17 protein-coding genes and 1 tRNA gene are annotated in these 16,834 nt (G+C 73.7%); 6 read left to right on the top strand and 12 right to left on the bottom strand.

The features are described from left to right. Positions 1–126: 126 nt before the first annotated feature. Positions 127–648, bottom strand: coding sequence for a DinB family protein (locus C8054_RS06785; protein ID WP_107155857.1), 522 nt, complete (start codon positions 646–648; stop codon positions 127–129). 82 nt (positions 649–730) lie between these two features. On the opposite strand from C8054_RS06785, the gene C8054_RS06780 reads away from it, so the two are divergent. After that, positions 731–937, top strand: coding sequence for a hypothetical protein (locus tag C8054_RS06780; RefSeq protein WP_107155856.1), 207 nt, complete (start codon positions 731–733; stop codon positions 935–937). A gap of 10 nt (positions 938–947) precedes the next feature. Here the strand turns inward: C8054_RS06780 and C8054_RS06775 are convergent, their stop codons facing one another. Both C8054_RS06775 and C8054_RS06770 read right to left on the bottom strand, forming a co-directional pair. Then, a complete protein-coding gene (locus tag C8054_RS06775) occupies positions 948–2,093 on the bottom strand; it encodes a polysaccharide pyruvyl transferase family protein (RefSeq protein WP_107155855.1) in 1,146 nt (381 codons plus the stop codon). A gap of 75 nt (positions 2,094–2,168) precedes the next feature. Continuing rightward, positions 2,169–2,753: a TetR/AcrR family transcriptional regulator gene (locus C8054_RS06770; RefSeq protein WP_107155898.1), complete on the bottom strand. Its 585-nt coding sequence runs from the start codon at positions 2,751–2,753 to the stop codon at positions 2,169–2,171. A gap of 65 nt (positions 2,754–2,818) precedes the next feature. On the opposite strand from C8054_RS06770, the gene C8054_RS06765 reads away from it, so the two are divergent. Both C8054_RS06765 and C8054_RS06760 read left to right on the top strand, forming a co-directional pair. Then, a complete protein-coding gene (locus C8054_RS06765) occupies positions 2,819–3,415 on the top strand; it encodes a dihydrofolate reductase family protein (protein ID WP_107155854.1) in 597 nt (198 codons plus the stop codon). Between the two features lie 92 nt (positions 3,416–3,507). Next, positions 3,508–4,446: a phosphotransferase family protein gene (locus tag C8054_RS06760; RefSeq protein ID WP_107155897.1), complete on the top strand. Its 939-nt coding sequence runs from the start codon at positions 3,508–3,510 to the stop codon at positions 4,444–4,446. Positions 4,447–4,559: 113 nt separating this feature from the next. On the opposite strand, the gene C8054_RS06755 is transcribed toward C8054_RS06760, so the two are convergent. The 3 genes from C8054_RS06755 to C8054_RS06745 form a co-directional block, all read right to left on the bottom strand. Further along, positions 4,560–5,771 carry an ROK family transcriptional regulator gene (locus C8054_RS06755; protein ID WP_107155853.1) on the bottom strand — a complete coding sequence of 404 codons (1,212 nt, stop codon included), beginning with the start codon at positions 5,769–5,771 and terminating at the stop codon, positions 4,560–4,562. A gap of 183 nt (positions 5,772–5,954) precedes the next feature. Further along, positions 5,955–6,752, bottom strand: a complete 798-nt coding sequence (locus C8054_RS06750) for an alpha/beta fold hydrolase (RefSeq protein WP_107155852.1) — start codon at positions 6,750–6,752, stop codon at positions 5,955–5,957. A gap of 40 nt (positions 6,753–6,792) precedes the next feature. Further along, a complete protein-coding gene (locus C8054_RS06745; protein WP_107155851.1) occupies positions 6,793–7,377 on the bottom strand; it encodes a helix-turn-helix domain-containing protein in 585 nt (194 codons plus the stop codon). A 79-nt stretch (positions 7,378–7,456) separates the two neighbouring features. Between C8054_RS06745 and C8054_RS06740 the strand changes: the two genes are divergently transcribed. The 3 genes from C8054_RS06740 (at position 7,457) to C8054_RS06730 (ending at position 10,996) form a co-directional block, all read left to right on the top strand. Beyond that, positions 7,457–8,431 (top strand): NAD(P)/FAD-dependent oxidoreductase, encoded by a 975-nt coding sequence (locus C8054_RS06740; RefSeq protein WP_107155850.1) that lies wholly within the window; start codon positions 7,457–7,459, stop codon positions 8,429–8,431. Between the two features lie 59 nt (positions 8,432–8,490). Further along, positions 8,491–10,338: a glycoside hydrolase family 15 protein gene (locus C8054_RS06735; protein ID WP_107155849.1), complete on the top strand. Its 1,848-nt coding sequence runs from the start codon at positions 8,491–8,493 to the stop codon at positions 10,336–10,338. 226 nt (positions 10,339–10,564) lie between these two features. Beyond that, on the top strand, positions 10,565–10,996 hold the full coding sequence (locus C8054_RS06730) for an NUDIX domain-containing protein (RefSeq protein ID WP_107155896.1): 432 nt from the start codon (positions 10,565–10,567) through the stop codon (positions 10,994–10,996). On the opposite strand, the gene C8054_RS06725 is transcribed toward C8054_RS06730, so the two are convergent. The 6 genes from C8054_RS06725 to C8054_RS06700 form a co-directional block, all read right to left on the bottom strand. Continuing rightward, positions 10,953–11,027: transfer RNA gene (locus tag C8054_RS06725), tRNA-Val, on the bottom strand. The two genes, C8054_RS06730 and C8054_RS06725, sit on opposite strands and share 44 nt — an antisense overlap. A 78-nt stretch (positions 11,028–11,105) precedes the next feature. Next, positions 11,106–11,573, bottom strand: coding sequence for a peroxiredoxin (locus C8054_RS06720; RefSeq protein WP_107155848.1), 468 nt, complete (start codon positions 11,571–11,573; stop codon positions 11,106–11,108). An 8-nt stretch (positions 11,574–11,581) separates the two neighbouring features. Continuing rightward, positions 11,582–12,019 carry a DUF3052 domain-containing protein gene (locus C8054_RS06715; RefSeq protein WP_107155847.1) on the bottom strand — a complete coding sequence of 146 codons (438 nt, stop codon included), beginning with the start codon at positions 12,017–12,019 and terminating at the stop codon, positions 11,582–11,584. Between the two features lie 111 nt (positions 12,020–12,130). After that, positions 12,131–14,593: a transketolase C-terminal domain-containing protein gene (locus C8054_RS06710; protein ID WP_306766805.1), complete on the bottom strand. Its 2,463-nt coding sequence runs from the start codon at positions 14,591–14,593 to the stop codon at positions 12,131–12,133. Positions 14,594–14,870: 277 nt separating this feature from the next. Continuing rightward, entirely contained in the window at positions 14,871–15,371 is a 501-nt protein-coding gene (locus C8054_RS06705) for a MarR family winged helix-turn-helix transcriptional regulator (RefSeq protein WP_107155845.1), read from the bottom strand. 22 nt (positions 15,372–15,393) lie between these two features. Next, positions 15,394–16,812, bottom strand: coding sequence for an MFS transporter (locus C8054_RS06700; protein WP_199199565.1), 1,419 nt, complete (start codon positions 16,810–16,812; stop codon positions 15,394–15,396). Positions 16,813–16,834 lie beyond the last annotated feature (22 nt).

Below are 16,834 nucleotides of genomic sequence, written 5' to 3'. Positions count from 1 at the left end.
GCTCGACGGGTGCCGCCGTGGCCGGAGCGGGCCCCGCCGTGGCCGGAGCGGGCCCCGCCGTGGCCGGAGCGGGCCCCGCCGTGGCCGGAGCGGGCCCCGCCGGCCGGAACGAGGCCGCTCCGACGCTCAGATCGCGCCGGTCTCGCCGTCGGTCAGCTCGCGCAGGATGTCGGCGTGCCCGGCGTGCCGGGCGGTCTCCTCGATCAGGTGCACCAGCACCCATCGCAGCGACACCTCGCCGAGCTGGGGATGCGGCACCACGTGGTCGAGGTCGAACCGGGCGGCGACCGCGCGGGACCGGGCGCAGGCTGCCTCGTAGGCAGCGGCGAGCGCCTCGACCGTGTCGTCGGGGCCGAGCGTGAAGCTGGCGCCGGCGTCGGCCTGGGAGGTGAGGTAGACGTCGCCCGGCTCCGGCGCGAACAGCCGGACGAACCAGTTTCCCTCGACCAGGGCGAGGTGCTTGAGCAGCCCGGCCAGCGTGGTCATCGAGGGCACCAGCCGTCGACCGGCGTCGGCGTCGGTGAGGCCGCGCGCCTTGCGCAGCACGGTGGCGCGGTGGAAGTCGAGGAACGCGTCGAGGATCGCCCGTTCGTCGCCCGTGCGGGCGAGGACCGGACCGAGTGTCGGGTCGATCGTCGGGGTCGCCATGCCCGGACCCTAGTCGCCGGACCGGCCGCCCGCTGCCCCGCTATCCGCTGCGCGTGCGCGCCGGTCGGGGCAGGATGGGCGCATGGCTTCCACGGTGCACATTCCCCTGGTCGGCGGCGCGGCCGACGGCGAGACCGTCACGGTCGAACTGGACAGCAACGGCCGTCCGCCGCTGACCCACCACCACCTCGGGGCGGGTGGACTGGCGGAGGCGCAGATCTACGAGCTGGAGTCGGACGACCGGCCGGAGCACGAATGGGTCTACACCTGGCGCGGCCCAGCGGTCTGAGCGCGCCGGCTCAGGCCACCGGGCTCAGCGCGCGGGCCCGGATGCTGTCCAGCACGCTGCGGGTCACCTGCGAGGTGCCCCGCGCCTGGTCGCAGACCTCGGCCACCCGGCGGGCGGTCTCGTCGGCGCGGGCCGCCCGCTCGTCCCACAACCGGTCCACCTCGGCCAGCAGCGGACCCTCCACCTCCCGCTCCATGCCGCGAAGCGCCGGCACGCCGAGCCGCTGGGCCAGGTCGAAGACCTTGCCGGCGTACGGCAGCGGCAGGAACGGCGTGTTCATCATGGCGGCGAAGATCAGGAAGTGCAGCCGCATGCCGACCGCCAGGTCGAAGTGGCGCATCAGTCCGAGGATCTGCGTCGGCCGGTAGTCGCCGTGCAGGATCCGGCCCCGGTCCGCGGCGATCATGTGCGACAGCACGCCGTGCGAGTGCCGGATGTCGTCACGTTCCATCGGGACGAAGAGGACGTGCGCGTCGATCCGGTGCACCAGGAAGTCGCCGATCTGGGCGAGCAGCCGGTGGTAGCCGTCCACGTCGAGGCGTTCCGCGGCCCGGCCCGGCTCGCGCACGCTCAGCCCCACCAGTCGCGAACCGGCCGGCACGCCCTCCTCGCGCAGCCACTGCGCGGGGAACTCCTCGGGCGTGAGCAGGAACGCCGGGTCGCCGGTGACGGTGATCGGGTTGACCAGGCCGGCCTCCTCCAGCACCATCCGCGACTCCTGGTCCCGGACGGTCACCTCGACGGCCTGCGCCAGCGTCTCGCGGACCATGCCGGTGTCCACCCCGTCGGTGAGCGGACCGACGCCGACCGCGTACGTGAGCAGCGGCAGGCCCCGCTCCTGGGCGACCCGGACCACCCGTAGGTAACGCCGGGCCTCCTTGTCGTAGAGGATCCCGCCGCCGCCCAGGATGAGCAGGTCGAGCTGGTTGAGCACCTGGGACGAGTCGACCCGGCTGACGCCCTCCCACGGCACCGCCTCGACCTCGGGGTGGGCCAGCGCGGTGTGCGCCGGGTTGCGGGAGAACACGATGATCCGCGCGTTCGGCTCGTGCTGGCGCAGGTCGGCCAGGAGACCCGTGAGGATCGCCTCGTCGCCGAGGTTGCGTCCGCCGTACGAGCCGAGCACGCCGATGGTCAGTCCGGTGCCTCCGGTCATCCGATGCTCCTTTCCGCGGCGTCCGGGCCAGCGTTCCCGCTGCGCACGCCGGGGTAACCCGGTCGGGTGCCGGTCTCAGGGGGCGAGGTCCGCGCCGCGGACCAGACGGGAGACCAGGGTGGAGACCACCTGATCGGGGTCGAACCCGGCGTCGATCGAGGTGGTGAGCAGGTCGAGCAGGAGCCCGTCGACCGCGTAGTGCAGCAGCGCGATCTCGTACGCCCCGCCGGGCAGGCCGGCGGCGACGTGGAAGGCGACGTCGTCGGCGTACCCCCGGCGGAGCACGTCGCCGAGCGCGGCCCGCAGCTCGGGGTGGCGGGCGGCCTCCAGCCGCAGCTCGAACAGCGCCCGAGTGAGGTCGGGCTCGCGGGTGGTGCGGGCGACGATGTCGCGCAGGTAGTCGGTGAACAGCGCGAGCGACGGCTCCCGCCGGCCGAGGTCGGCCACCACCGCCGGGTCGGGGGCGATCCGGTCGAAGATCCGTTCGGCCAGGCCGGCGAGCAGCGCCGATCGGGACGGGAAGTAGTTGGAGGCCGTGCCGGTGGGCACGCCCGCCTCGGCGTCGACCGCCCGGTGGGTCAGCCCCCGCGCGCCGGCGGCGGCGAGGATGCGCAGGCCGGCGTCGGCGAGCAGGTTACGGCGTTCCGGGTTCCTGGCCACGCCGAACACCCTAGCAACGACCACGACAGGTGTTGTACATTCGTCGCCGAACCACGACGGCCGTCGTGGTTATCCCGGACATCGGAGTCGGTTTGCGCTCGCTCGTCTACTTCGTCGCCAGCACGCTCGACGGCTTCATCGCCGCCCCCGACGGGTCGTTCGACTTCCTTCCGTTGGAGCCGGACGTGGCCCCCTACCTGGTGTCCGACTGGCCGCAGACGCTGCCCACGTTCGCCCACGCCCAGCTCGGCGTCCCGTCGCCACCCACCGGCCGCTTCGACGCCGTGGTGATGGGTCGCGCCACCTACGAGCCGGCCCTGAAGGTCGGCGTCACCAGCCCCTACGCCCACCTGGAGCAGTACGTCTTCAGCCGCTCCCTGGACCCGGCCGACCATCCGGACGTCTCGGTGGTGACCGGCGAGCCGGCGGCGTTCGTCCGCGAGCTGAAGACGCGCCCCGGCGGCGACATCTGGCTCTGCGGCGGCGGCAACCTCGCCGGCCAGCTCCTCGACGAGATCGACGAGCTGGTGGTCAAGCTCAACCCGGTGGTGGCCGGTAGCGGCGTCCCGCTGGTCGACCGCGGCTTCGACCCGAGGCGGTTCACGCTCACCGCCACCCACCCGTTCGACAGCGGCGTCGCGGTGCTGCACTACGCGCGGTGAAAGGAGGGGCCCCCTGTTAACGCATTCGGTAGAGGCGGGGGCCCCGCTTAACTCGGTTGTCCGGCGGGCGGGCGGCGCGCACCGTGGAACGGGTGAACAGCCCGACGAAGAACCGACTCCACTGGCACGAGCTGCCGGCCCACGTACGCGCCGCGGTCGAGGCCATCCTCGACGACCGGGTGGTGGCGGCGGAGTCGCAGCCGGGCGGCTTCTCCCCCGGCACCGCCGACCGGGTCCGCACCGCGCGCGGCGGACGAGCCTTCGTCAAGGCGGTCAGCCCCGCGCAGAACCAGCACACACCGACCATGCACCGCGCGGAGGCCCGGATCGCCGCCGCGCTGCCGCCGGCCGCGCCGACGCCCCGGCTGCTCGGCAGCCACGACGACGGCGAGTGGATCGCGCTGGTCTACGCCGACGTCGAGGGCCGGCACCCGGTCACCCCGTGGGACGCCGGCGAACTGGCCGTCGTGCTGTCCACGCTGGAGACGATGGCCGCGACGCTCACCCCGGCCCCCACGGTCGCGACCACCACCGCGGCCGAGGCGCTCGGCCACGACTTCGCCGGCTGGCGACGCCTCGCCGACGATCCGCCCGCCGATCTCGACCCGTGGGCCCGCGACCACCTGGCCGAGCTGTGCGCCGCCGCCGACCGCGGCCTCGCCGCGCTGGGCGGCGACACGCTCTGCCACCTCGACGTCCGCGCCGACAACCTGCTGCTCGGCCCGGACGGTCGGGTCACCGTGGTCGACTGGCCCTGGGCCTGTCGCGGGCCGACCTGGCTGGACACCCTGCTCACCGTCGTCAACGTGCAGGTGTACGGCGGCCACGACCCGGACGCCCTACTGGACTCCCGGCCGCTCACCGCGCGCGTCGACCCGGCCGATCTGACCGGGGTGCTGGCCGGCCTCACCGGCTTCTTCCTGGACGGCGCCCGTCGACCACCGCCGCCCGGCATCCCGACCGTGCGCGCGTTCCAGCGACTCCAGGCCGACGCCCTGCTCCCCTGGCTGACCCGCCGCCTGAACCCCTGACCCTGCCCACCGTCCCCAACCACCTCGGCGATCTTGCGGTTGCGGCCCCCCGGAAGCCCGATACGCCCTTTCCGCCCGGGCCACTTCTGCAAGATCGACAAACGGGTGGGGGGTCAGGGGCGGGGGGCGAGGGGGTTGGTCAGTAGCGGGGTGAAGGCGAGTTCGGCGGCGCCGATCAGGGTGGCGTCGTAGCCCAGCGCGGAGACGCGCAGGTGGGCCTTGTCGCGCGAGACGGGGAGCACGTTGGCGGCGATCCGGTTGCGGACCTGCTGGGCCGCGGTGCCCGGGAACACCTCGCGCAGCGTCCCGCCGAAGATCACCACGCCGGGGTTGAACAGGTTGATCAGGTTCGCCACGCCGATGCCCAGCCAGTCACCGATGCGCCGCAGCGCCTCGCGGGCCGCGGCATCCCCCTGCTCGGCGGCGACGACCACGGCGCGCACCGCCTCGCGCCCCCGGTGGTCGGCCGGGCGGCCGGCCTCGTCGAGCAGCGCCCGCTCACCCACCTCGGCCTCCAGGCACCCGCGCGAGCCGCAGCCACAGGGCCGCCCCCGGTACGGGTTGACCAGCATGTGCCCGACCTCGGAACCGTACCCGCCGTCGCCGTCGAGCAGGTCCCCGCCGACGATGATCCCGCCGCCCACGCCGACGTCACCGTGCAGGTAGATCAGGTTCTGCGCGCCGACGCCGGCGCCGCGTCGGTGCTCGGCCATCGCGCCCAGGTGGGCCTCGTTGCCGACCAGCACCGGCAGGCCGAGATCCAGCCGGCGGGCCAGTTCCGCGCCGAACGCCTGGTCCACCCACCCCAGGTCCGGCCCGAAGCGGACCATCCCGTCCCCGGGCCGGATCATCCCGCAGTAGGACGCGCCGATGCCCACGCACACCGACGTCGGCGGCGCGTCGTGGTGCAGCGCCCGCCCGAAGTCGGCGAGCACGGACACCACCGCGTCGAGGTCGGCCCCGGCGCGGGCCCGGGTCGCCTCGAGCCGGGCCGAGACCGTCCCGCCCAGGTCGACGCGGGCGGCCACGAGCCGGTCCACCGCGATGTCGAAGGCGAGGACGTGGACGGCTTCCGATTCCGGGCGGACCACGAACGACGGACGTCCCGCCCGACCGCTCGTCGTGGCGGGCACCTCCCGCACCAGGCCGGCCGCCGCGAGGTCCGCCGTGAGCGCCATGACCGTGCTGCGGTTGACGCCCAGCCAGTCGGCCAGCTCGACGCGGGAGGCCGCGCCGCCCAGATGGACCCGGCGGAGCAGCGCGCCGAGGTTGCGGCGACGGGTGTCCACCTGCGCATGCCGATCCGCAGCCAGATCCTTCAGCATCGACCACCTCGTCAGCTGACCCACGGCCTGTCCTCCGAGGATAGCCCTCGGCCATCAGCCGGTCGGCCGGCGTTCATTCCGGTGCGGGGTCGTTGCGGATGGCCGATCGTGATGCCGGCCGACGGTTTCGCAGACGTGGCGTCCGGCGACGAGCCGGTCCACGCCGCGGTCGACGCGGTTCGGTCAGCCGGGGGCGCGCGCCACGTGCGTGAGGAACGGCAGCACCGCCGCCGGCAGCGCGGGCGACGCCACCACCTCGTCGTGGGTCAGGCCGGGCAGCACGGCCAACCGGGACGCGGGACGGTCCGATCCGTCGTCGCCCGGGTCCCGGTGGCCGCCACCGAGCAGGCCGAAGAACTCGGCCACGTGACTCATCGGGATGGCGTCGGCGTCCGCGAAGACCAGCAGCACCGGCATCGGCAGCGCGGCCACCTCGGCCGACCAGTCGTAGTCGCGGCGCAGCAGCTCACCGCTGCGCGCCCAGAGCGCCGGCCAGTCCTGCGGCCGGGGCGCGACCTCCGCGTACCGCTCGTACGGCGGGGTGCCCCGCATCCGTTCGGCGGCGCGTTCGTCGTGCGTGGACATCGCGGCCAGCACCCGCGGGTGCCAGCCGCCGCGCCGGAACGGCGTGGAGACCAGGACCAGGCGGCGGACCAGCGCGGGATGCCGGATCGCGGTACGCAGGGCCACGCCGCCGCCGAGCGAGTAGCCGAGCAGGTCGACCTCGGGCAGGTCGAGGTGCCGCAGCAGCCCGGCCACGTCGTCGGCCATCGACTCGTACCGCAGGGGCCGGTCCACGCCGGCGGTGCGGCCGTGGCCCCGCAGGTCGACCGCGATCAGCCGCCGGCGCGCCGCCAGCGCGGACCGGACCGGGGCGAACGTCCCGGTCGACCCGTAGGAGCCGTGCAGCAGGACCAGCGGCTTGCCGGTGCCGTGCACCTCGTACCAGATCCGCAGTCCGCGCACGTCCGCATAGCTCACCCGCTGATCGTGCCGCCCCGGCCGGCGCTCCGGGGCGGGATCACTCCCGGCCGCGGGGGCGGGCCCGCAGGTGGGCCCGCTCGCCCTGGCTGCCGAAGAGGCTGAGGAACTCCACGCCGTCGGCGTCGGCACGGCCGAACCAGTGCGGGACGCGGGTGTCGAACTCGGCCGCCTCGCCGGGCACGAGCACCAGGTCGTGCTCGCCGAGCACCAGACGCAAGTGCCCGTTGAGCACGTAGACCCACTCGTACCCCTCGTGGGTCTTCGGGTCGGGCTCGGCCCGGCCGCCGGCCGGGATGATCAGCTTGTACGCCTGGATGCCGCCGGGCCGCCGGGTGAGCGGCAGCATGGTCATCCCGTGCGCGGCGACCGGCCGCAGGTGGATCCGGGGGTCGCCGGTGGGTGGCGCGCCGACCAGTTCGTCCAGGGCGACGCCGTACGCCTTGGCCAGCGGAAGGAGCAGCTCCAGCGTGGGCCGCCGGCCGCCGGACTCCAGCCGGGACAGCGTGCTCACCGAGATGCCGGTCGTGGCGGAGAGGTCGGCGAGCGTGGTCTCCCGCTCGCGGCGCAACGCGCGCAGGCGGGGGCCGACCGCGTCGAGCGCCCGGTCGAGGTCGTCATCCATCCCGCCAGTTTGCCACGTTGGCAACAAGGTTTGCTTCCGCGCCCAGGGTCGTCGCACGCTGGGCGCGGAGGTGGTCACGATGACCGAGATACGGCAGGACGGCTACGAGGTGTTGGTGATCGGCGGCGGCGCAGCCGGTCTGAGCGGCGCGCTGATGCTGGCTCGGGCGCGCCGGTCGGTGCTGGTGGTCGATGGGGGCAGCCCGCGCAACGCGCCGGCCGACGGGGTGCACGCGCTGCTGGGTCTCGACGGCGTGCCGCCGGCCGAGCTGCTGGCACGCGGGCGCGACGAGGTCCGCCGCTACGGCGGTCACCTGCTCACCGGCGAGGTCGAGACGGTGACCCGCGACGGCGAGGGGTTCGACGTGGCGCTGGCCGACGGTCGTCGGGTGCGGGCCGGCCAGGTGCTGGTGGCCACCGGCCTGGTCGACGAGCTGCCGGAGGTGGCCGGGTTGCGCGAGCGCTGGGGCCGGGATCTGGTGCACTGCCCGTACTGCCACGGGTGGGAGGTACGTGACCGGCCGATCGGGGTGATCGGCAGCGGCCCGATGTCGGTGCACCAGGTGCTGCTGTTCCGGCAGTGGAGCGACGACGTGGTCTATCTCCGCCACACCGCGCCGCCGCTCACCGACGAGCAGGCGGAGCAGCTCGCCGCGCGCGGCGTGCCGGTGGTCGAGGGCGAGGTCGCGGCCGTCGAGGTGGTCGGGGACCGGTTGACCGGGGTGCGCCTGCGCGACGGCCGCACGGTCAGCCGGGAGGTGCTGACCGTCGCGCCCCGGATGGTGGCGCGGGCCGGGTTCCTGGCCACGCTGGGGCTGCGCGTGGCGCCGCATGAGAGCGGTTCGGGCGAGTACGTGCCGGCCGACCCGGCGGGGCGTACCGAGGTTCCCGGGGTGTGGGTGGCGGGGAACGTGACCGACCTGTCCGCGCAGGTCGGAGCCGCGGCGGCGGCCGGCGCCCGGACGGCCGCGATGATCAACGCGGATCTGGTGGCCGCGGAGACGCGCGCGGCGGTCGAGGCGGGCGGCGGGCGGCGGACCGCGAAACGGCCCTAACCTGACAATTCTTCCCCTAGGTTGGAATGCGCAGGAGGCAGTCGACACCGGGGGGCGACGTGGAGAGCTATCCGGCGATCGAGGATCACGGGCTCATCGGCGACCTGCAGACCGCCGCGCTGGTGACCTGCGACGGGACGATCGACTGGTTCTGCGCGCCGCGCTTCGACTCGCCGAGCGTCTTCGCCGCGCTGCTGGACCGGGAGAAGGGCGGCTACTTCCGGATCGCCCCGCACGACGTCCGGTACGTCACCAAGCAGCTCTACCTGCCCGGCACACCGATCCTGATCACGCGGTTCATCAGCGCGGACGGCGTCGCCGAGGTGATGGACTTCATGCCGGTCACGGGTGAGCGGGCGACCGACACGCACCGCCTGGTCCGCATGGTCAACATGGTCCGCGGCAGCATGCGCTTCCGGGTGGAGTGCCGTCCCCGGTTCGACTACGCGCGCCAGCCGCACACCCTGGAACGGCACCAGAACGGGTACGTGTTCCGCAGCCGGTCGGCGTCGCTCACGTTCAACCCGGTCGACCCGGTGCGGCAGCTCCTCGCCCAGGGCGGTGACGTCCGGCTGGAGGACGGTGACCTGATCGCCCACGGCACGCTGAACGAGGGCGACACCGGCGGGGTGGTCCTGGAGACGGAGGGGGCCGAGCCCCGGGTCATCCCGCCGGAAGAGGTCCAGGGCATGTTCGAGTGGACCCGCGACTACTGGCGGCGCTGGGTCGAGCGGTCCCGCTACACCGGCCGCTGGCGGGAGATGGTCGAACGCTCCGCCATCACGCTCAAGCTCATGACGTACGCGCCGACCGGCGCGATGATCGCCGCGCCCACCGCCGCGTTGCCCGAGCTGGTCGGCGGCACCCGCAACTGGGACTACCGCTACACCTGGGTACGCGACACGTCGTTCTCCGTGCACGCGTTGCTCGGCCTCGGGTTCACCGAGGAGGTCAGCCGCTACATGGACTGGCTGGACGAGCGGATCCGCGAGGCCGGCGACCACCAGGACCCACTGAAGATCATGTATCGGGTGGACGGCTCCTCCGACCTGCACGAGGAGGTCCTCGACCACCTGGAGGGCTATCGCGGTTCCCGGCCGGTGCGGATCGGCAACGGCGCTGCCGACCAGCTCCAGCTCGACATCCACGGCGAGGCGCTCTACGCCATGCACCTCGCCGACGAGCAGGGCATCCGGGTGTCGCACCAGGTGTGGAAGAGCACCGTCCGGCTCGTCGACTGGCTCTGCCACAACTGGGACCAGCGCGACGCCGGCATCTGGGAGAGCCGCCACCACCCCCGCAACTACACGTTCGGGCGGGTGATGTCCTGGGTGGCGCTGGACCGGGCCATCCGGCTGGCCACCCGCACCGGCCGCCCCGGGGACATGTCCTGCTGGACCGAGCAGCGCAACCGGATCTACAACCAGGTCATGGCCCGCGGCTACCACCGGGAACGCGGCAGCTTCGTGCAGGCGTACGACGAGAACGTGCTGGACGCCGCGCTGCTGGCGATGCCGGCGGTCGGCTTCATCACGCCGAGTGACCCGCTGTGGAAGTCCACGCTGGCGTCGATCGAACGTGACCTGGTCTCCGACAGCCTGGTCCACCGGTACGACCCGGAGCACTCCCCCGACGGACTCCCCGGCCACGAGGGCACGTTCAACATGTGCACGTTCTGGTACGTCGAGGCGCTGGCCCGCACCGGCCGGCTGGACGACGCAAGACTGACGTTCGAGAAGATGTTCACGTTCAGCAACCACCTCGGCCTGTACGCCGAGGAGATCGCCGCGACCGGTGAGCAGATCGGCAACTACCCGCAGGCGTTCAGCCACCTCTCCCTGATCAACTCGGCGCTGGCGCTGAACGAGCTGCTCGACGCCGAGGCGGACGCCCGACGCCGCCAGTAGGGCGACTCACGCCGCCGATCCGGGCAGCAACGAGAAATGTGATTACTCCGCGTCATGTCAGGCAAGGAGCATCTGCCGGTCAGCGTCATACCCCTGAGTCATAAATATGACGAGGAGTCATATCGTGCTCAGGTAGTGCCGTTCCCGTTCCCGCTCCCGCCCGCCGACGTCGGCCGAGCCCGAGGTGGGCGCCACCTTGACGCACCCCTGTGTTCCAATCCCGGCCATGCATGTCGTCGTCATCGGGGCGCTCGTGGAGAACGGCGCGGTCCTGCTGGTGCACCGCAGTCCGAGCCGGCGGGCCTACCCGGATCTCTGGGATCTTCCCGGCGGGCACGTCGAGGCGGGTGAGTCGGAGCGACAGGCCCTCGCGCGGGAGATGCACGAGGAGATCGGTGTCCGCATCGTGGCGGAGTCCTCGTCACGCCTGGGTGACCTGCACCTGGGCAGCGGCGAGGACGCCGTTCACGTGGCCGTCTGGCACGTCGGGGACTGGGTCGGCGCTCCGACCAACTGTGCGCCCGACGAGCATGACGACATCGCCTGGGTGGCGGTCGGCGAACTGAGTGGCCTGTCCCTCGTGCACGGCGGCGTGGTGGGGCTGGTCCGGAAGGTGGTGGGCGCGGCAGGTTTCGAACCTGCGACCCCTCGCTTGTAAGGCGAGTGCTCTCCCACTGAGCTACGCGCCCGGAACGCCCGTACGGCGGGCCGGAGCGGCAAGCTTACCTGCCGCCTCCGGCCCGGTCGAACGACGTGTTCGGGGTGGCTCAGGCGGCGACGGCCTCGGTCAGCGCCTTGCGCCAACCTTGCTGGTCGCGCGCCTCGCCGGGCATGTTCATCTCGGCGAAGCGGATCACGCCGGCCTTGTCGATGACGAAGGTGCCCCGGTTGGCGATGCCGGCGACCTCGTTGAAGACGCCGTACGCCTGGGCCACCGCGCCGTGCGGCCAGAAGTCGGCCAGCAGCGGGAACTGGTAGCCCTCCCGGTCGGCCCAGATCTTGTGGGCGTAGACCGAGTCGACGCTGACGGTCAGCACCTGGACGTCGTCGTTGACGTACTCGTTGAGGTTGTCCCGCACCTCGCACAACTCACCCTGGCAGATGCCGGTGAAGGCGAGCGGGTAGAAGACCAGCAGCACGGTCTTGCGACCGCGCAGGTCGGAGAGTCGAACCTCCTGGTTGTTCTGGTCCTTGAGCAGGAAATCCGGCGCCTCGGCGCCAACCTTGATGGGCATGTGTGCTCCTACTTCTTGCTCTTGGACCCGCGCCGGAGCACGAGGCGGGCGCCGCTCCAGTCGCGGCCCGCGTTGATGGTGGAGGTCTGCTGGAGGCCGGCGGTCTGGGCGCTCTCCGCGACCTCGCTCGGCTCGACGTGGCCGTCCCGGCCGGCCTTGGGGGTCAGGAGCCACACCACGCCGTTGTCCGCCAGCGGGCCGAGGGCGTCGACGAGGAGCTCGAAGAGGTCACCGTCGCCGTCCCGGTGCCAGACCAGAACCGCGTCGACCACCTCGTCGGTGTCCTCGTCGACCAGTTCTCCACAGCGGTCGGTCAGGGCGTCCCGGAGATCGGAGTCGACGTCGTCGTCGTAGCCCATCTCCATGACGACCATGCCCGGCTCGATCCCGAACCGGTCCGCCAGGCTGCGTACCCCGTCGGCGGCCTGACCAGCGGTCGCGCTCACTGTCGCGTGCCTCCTCATCTCATCCCTGCCGGCGACGTCGTGCGACACCGCCGCGCCCAGTCCACACAGTTGCGGCTCGCTGCGCAAGTGGCGCACCGGGTGGAACGGAATTTACCGTGCCAGCAGCGTACGGGCACCCTCGGTAATGGCTTCCTCGGACACCAGAACCTGACGAGCAGCCGGACCTAATGGTACAAACGAGTCAAGAGCGGCCACCCGTCGCGCCGCGCCCACATAACCGGTGTCGACAAGGGCCGCCAACACCCCCTCGCCCACCCCGCCGGAGCGCCGCGTCTCGTCCACCACCAGCACTCGGCCGGTCGCCGACGCCTCCCGGATGATGTCGGCCACCGGCAGCGGGGCGAGCCAGCGCAGGTCCACCACCCGGGTGCCGACGCCCTCCTCGGCCAGCGTGGCCGCGGCCCGCAGCGACATCCGCACCCCGTTACCGAAGGTGATGATGGTGAGATCGTCGGCGGAGCCGACGCCGTACACCCGGGCGCGGCCGATCGGCACGTGCCGGTCCGCCCAGGCACCCGGCTCGGCGTACTCGGCCAGCCACTCGCCGTCGCCGTCCGCGTGGAGGTCGCGGGTGTGGTAGAGCGCGATCGGCTCCAGGAAGACGCAGACGGCACCGTCCACCCGGGCCGCCGCCAGGCAGGTACGCAGCATCGGCGCGGCGTCGTCCGGCCGCGCCGGCACGGCGATCACCAGCCCCGGCACGTCCCGCAGCACCGCCACCGAGTTGTCGTTGTGGAAGTGCCCGCCGAAGCCCTCCTGGTACGCCAGGCCGGCCACCCGCACCACCATCGGGTTCCGGAACGCACCCCGGGAGAAGAACCGCATGCTGGCCGCCTCGCCGCGGAGCTGGTCCTCGGCGTTGTGCAGGTACGCCAGGTACTGGATCTCCGGCACCGGCAGCATGCCGGCCAGGCCGGCGCCGAGCCCGAGCCCGAGGATCGAGGTCTCGTCGAGCAGCGTGTCGAACACCCGGGCCACCCCGAACCGGTCCCGCAGTCCCTTTGTCACCCCGTACACCCCGCCCTTGGCGGCCACGTCCTCGCCGAACACGGCCATCTGCGGGTGGTCGAGCATGCCGTCGGCCAGCGCCGCGTTGATGCTCTGCGCCAGCGTCAGCGGCCCGGTCAGCTCCGGCGGCTTCCCGCCGAACGCCTCCGCCCGCGCTCCGGCGCCCGGACCAGCCGCGTGTGCCGCCGCGTCGGCGACCGTCCGGGACACCCGCGCCGGCCGGCGCGGCGCCAACTCCGCCACCACCTCGACCGGGGTGGTCAGTTTCGGCTCGTCCAGCACCTCCTCGGCGATCCGCCGGAGCTGCCAGCCCCGCTCGTCGTACCGGGCGAGCAGTTCCTCGCCGCTCGCGTAGCCGCCCGCCACCAGCCGCCGTGCGGTGACCAGCAGCGGGTCCCGTGCCACGTCCGCGGCGATCTCCGCCGGGCTCCGGTACGCGGTCTCCGCGTCCGCGCCGGCGTGCCCCATCAGTCGGACCGTGCGCAGGTGCAGCACGGCGGGCCGGCGGTGCCGGCGCACCCAGGCGGTCGCCTCCGCCGCCACCCGGTGGCTCGCCACCACGTCCGTGCCGTCGGCGTCGAAGTAGCGGATGCCGGGCCGGGACCGCAGCATGGCGGCCACCCAGCCCTCGGGCGAGCGCACGCTGATGCCCAGCCCGTTGTCCTCGCAGACGAACAGCACCGGGATCCGCAGGCCGGTGTGGTCGTACCAGCCGGCGGTGTTGAACGCGGCGGTGGCCGTGGCGTGGTTGACCGAGGCGTCGCCGAAGGAGCAGACGACCACGGCGTCCAGCGGCCAGGACGCCACCTCCGGGTCGCCGTCGAGGCGCCGTCCGCCCCGCCGGAGCCGTTCCAGGGCCAGCCCCAGGCCGACCGCGCGGGGCAGGTGCGAGGCGATGGTCGAGGTGGTCGGCACGACCGCGAGGTCGGCCCGGCCGAAGACCTTGTGCCGGCCGCCGGCGATCGGCTCCTCGACGGAGGCGACCATGCCGCGCAGCACGTCCCGCGCCGCGCCCGCGAACGCGTCGTCGAGCGACGACGACGGCAGACCGGGTACGCCGACCGTCGCGTCGCCGTCCGCGTCCACGGTCACCCCGGCCCCGTCCGGCAGCAGCACCGCGTCGACGTCGTGCGAATCAGCGGCGTCGTCCCTCCGCTCCGCCGGAGTGAGATCTTGGTAGGAATCGGCCCCCGGAGGGGCACTTTCCTGCCAAGCTCTTCCCTTGTCCTGCAGGTCGGAACGTTGCTCCCGGGAAGTGGGAGGCTGGGGCACTCCGGGGTCCGTGGCGCCCTGAGCGGCGCGGTCCGACGCCTCGTGGTGGGCGGCCGGCGAGTGGGCGGGCACACCGGGCTCGGTGGCCGAGGTGGCCGGCTCCGCGGTCGGATCGTCCGGCACGGCCGGCGGCGGACCAGGCGGGAACTCGCCGGCCGCCTGGGCGGCGCGCAGGCAGTAGAACGCGCCGGACCGGTAGTGCAGCAACGCCGGGTCGGTCGGCCGCAGCGCGGCGGCCACCGCCGCGTTGCCCTCGTGACCGGCCGACCCGATCGTGTAGTACCCCTCACCGAAGCCGCGCAGCCAGCGCCCGGCCAGGTCGACCAGCCGGCTGGTGAGCTGCGCGTCGAACAGGGCCAGCGCCTGCGCTCCGGTGAGCGACCCACCGTCGGGCAGCGGTTCACGCAGGTCACGCCGCTGGTCCGGCGCGTCGAGCGCGGCCAGGTCGGCTCGGAGCCGGTCGTCGAGATCGTGCGGGGAGGTCACGTCGGACAGCATTACCGAATCAGGCCCGCCTCGCCCAGTCGGACACGTTCGCACCCGGCGCGGCTCAGACCTCGCCGCGACCCTCCGGGCAGCCGCCGTCGGACGGGCAGCCGCCGTCGGACACCTTCCAGACCAGGTCACGCAGCGTGGCCAGCTCCGCCGTGCTCAACCCGTCGAGCAGCCGTGAGTCCGACATCACCTGGCGTACCCGCTCCCGGACCTGCCGGCCGCGCGCGGTGACGACGAGCGCCCGCTGCCGCCGGTCGGTCGGGTCGGCCCGGCGCTCGACCAGCCCGGCCTGCTCCAGCTTGTCGGCCAGCCCGGTCACGTTGGAGCGGTCACAGCCGAGTCGCACGGCCAGGTCGCGGGCCGGCGACGGGTGGTCCGGGTCCAGCTCGTGCAGCGCCCGGGCCGCGGCCGGGGTCAGGCCCAGCGCGGCGATCTCCTCGTCCTGGTGGTGCCGCAGCGCGGCGGCGACGTGCTGGATCCGGCGCACGGTGTCCCCGGCCAGCCCGAGCCGGTCGTCGGCCGGGGTCGGCGTGCGGGGGACCGGGCGTTGTGCCATGCCGGCAATCATACGTGACAGATCAACAATTGATTTCCTCCACTATTGCGGTAGCGGCCACGGGGCGCGACCGCACCGCCCGGCGGGCGGCGAACGCGCCGGCCACCAGCAGCGCGGCGGTGGCGAGCGCCGGCGGCAGCGCGAGCGCGACCCCGGCGACGCCGGCGTCGGCCAGGGCCAGATGCAGGCCACCGACCACGGTCACCCCGAGCACGGCGGCAAGCAGCGTGCCGGTGGAGACGACCGCGGAGAGAGCGGCCGCGGCACCCGCCGGGACCACGTCGGTGAGCCGGGTGACCAGCGGGCTGAACGCCGCCGCGTGCCCCGCGCCGCCGAGCAGCAGCAGCGCGCTGCCGGCCAGCCAGGGCCAGCGCCCGGCGGACGAGCCGGCGAGCAGCACCGCCACGGCTGCCAGCACCAGCGGACCGGCCACCGGCAGGGCCGCGCGGGCCGGCCCGGGGAGCCGGGCCACCGCCAGACCGCACCCGGCGAAACCCACCGCGTACGGCAGGAAGGCCAGGCCGGCGGCGAGCGCGCTGAGCCCCAGCACGTCCTGCGCCCGCAGGGTGAACACGAACAGGAAACCGGCGTAGCAGCCCATGACCACACAGCAGGCGAGCAGCCCGGCCGGGACGCCCGGGTGCCGTAGCACCGACACGTCCAGCAGCGGCGCCGCGTTGCGGCGGGCCCGCCGGTGCTCGTACCGGAGGAAGAGCCACAGCCCGACGGCGCCGGCGGTGACCGCGACGGTCCGGATCCAGACGGCGGTCTCCAGCACCAGCGGCAGCACGAGCGTGAGCATCGCCGTCGCCAGCAGCGCGGCGCCGGGCAGGTCGAGCGGCTCAGACCGCCGCGCCGGGGCCGGCGGGCCGGCCAGCACCCGCCGGCCGACGACCTGGAGGACCACCCCGACCGGCACGTTGACCAGGAACGCCAGCCGCCAGGTCAGCCCGCCGAGGTCGAGCGTCACCAGCAGCCCGCCGAGCACCTGACCGGCGGCCACACCGAGCGCGAGCACCATCGAGTACGCCCCGACCGCGCGGGCCCGCGCCGCGTCCGGCAGCGCGCTCCGGATCAGCGCGAGCACCTGCGGCACCATGAGCGCGCCGGCCGCGCCCTGGACCACCCGGGCGAGCACGAGCGCCACCGGTGTCGGGGCCAGTCCGCAGGCCATCGACGCGAGCGTGAACCCGGCCAGACCGAGCCGGAAGATCCGCGGGCCGCCGTGGCGGGCGCCGAGCCGCGCGCCGACCACCACCAGCACGGCGAAGGTCAGCGTGTAGCCGGCGAGCACGAGCTGCCCGACGGCGGCCGGGCCGCCCAGGTCGGCGCGGATCGCGGGGGCGGCCACGGCCGCGATCGAGGTGTCCATGGACGCCATCGCCTGCCCGGTGAGCAGCACGACGAGCAGGGCGGCGGAACGCCGGCGCGGATCGGTCACGCGCGTCACCCTGCCGGCCGGG

This window comes from Micromonospora sp. RP3T (assembly GCF_003027925.1).
In the GTDB taxonomy this organism is placed as follows: Bacteria; Actinomycetota; Actinomycetes; order Mycobacteriales; family Micromonosporaceae; genus Micromonospora.
Note: the sequence above shows the minus strand (reverse complement) of the source record. Positions and strands in the feature narration are given on the sequence as shown.

Excerpts from the sequence above, each read along its gene's own strand:
- C8054_RS06780 (WP_107155856.1), top strand. The coding sequence starts at position 731 with ATGGCTTCCACGGTGCACATTCCCCTGGTCGGCGGCGCGGCCGACGGC.
- C8054_RS06730 (WP_107155896.1), top strand. The coding sequence starts at position 10,565 with ATGCATGTCGTCGTCATCGGGGCGCTCGTGGAGAACGGCGCGGTCCTG.
- C8054_RS06755 (WP_107155853.1), bottom strand. The coding sequence starts at position 5,771 with ATGCTGAAGGATCTGGCTGCGGATCGGCATGCGCAGGTGGACACCCGT.
- C8054_RS06785 (WP_107155857.1), bottom strand. The coding sequence starts at position 648 with ATGGCGACCCCGACGATCGACCCGACACTCGGTCCGGTCCTCGCCCGC.
- C8054_RS06720 (WP_107155848.1), bottom strand. The coding sequence starts at position 11,573 with ATGCCCATCAAGGTTGGCGCCGAGGCGCCGGATTTCCTGCTCAAGGAC.
- C8054_RS06745 (WP_107155851.1), bottom strand. The coding sequence starts at position 7,377 with ATGGATGACGACCTCGACCGGGCGCTCGACGCGGTCGGCCCCCGCCTG.
- C8054_RS06775 (WP_107155855.1), bottom strand. The coding sequence starts at position 2,093 with ATGACCGGAGGCACCGGACTGACCATCGGCGTGCTCGGCTCGTACGGC.
- C8054_RS06740 (WP_107155850.1), top strand. The coding sequence starts at position 7,457 with ATGACCGAGATACGGCAGGACGGCTACGAGGTGTTGGTGATCGGCGGC.
- C8054_RS06705 (WP_107155845.1), bottom strand. The coding sequence starts at position 15,371 with ATGGCACAACGCCCGGTCCCCCGCACGCCGACCCCGGCCGACGACCGG.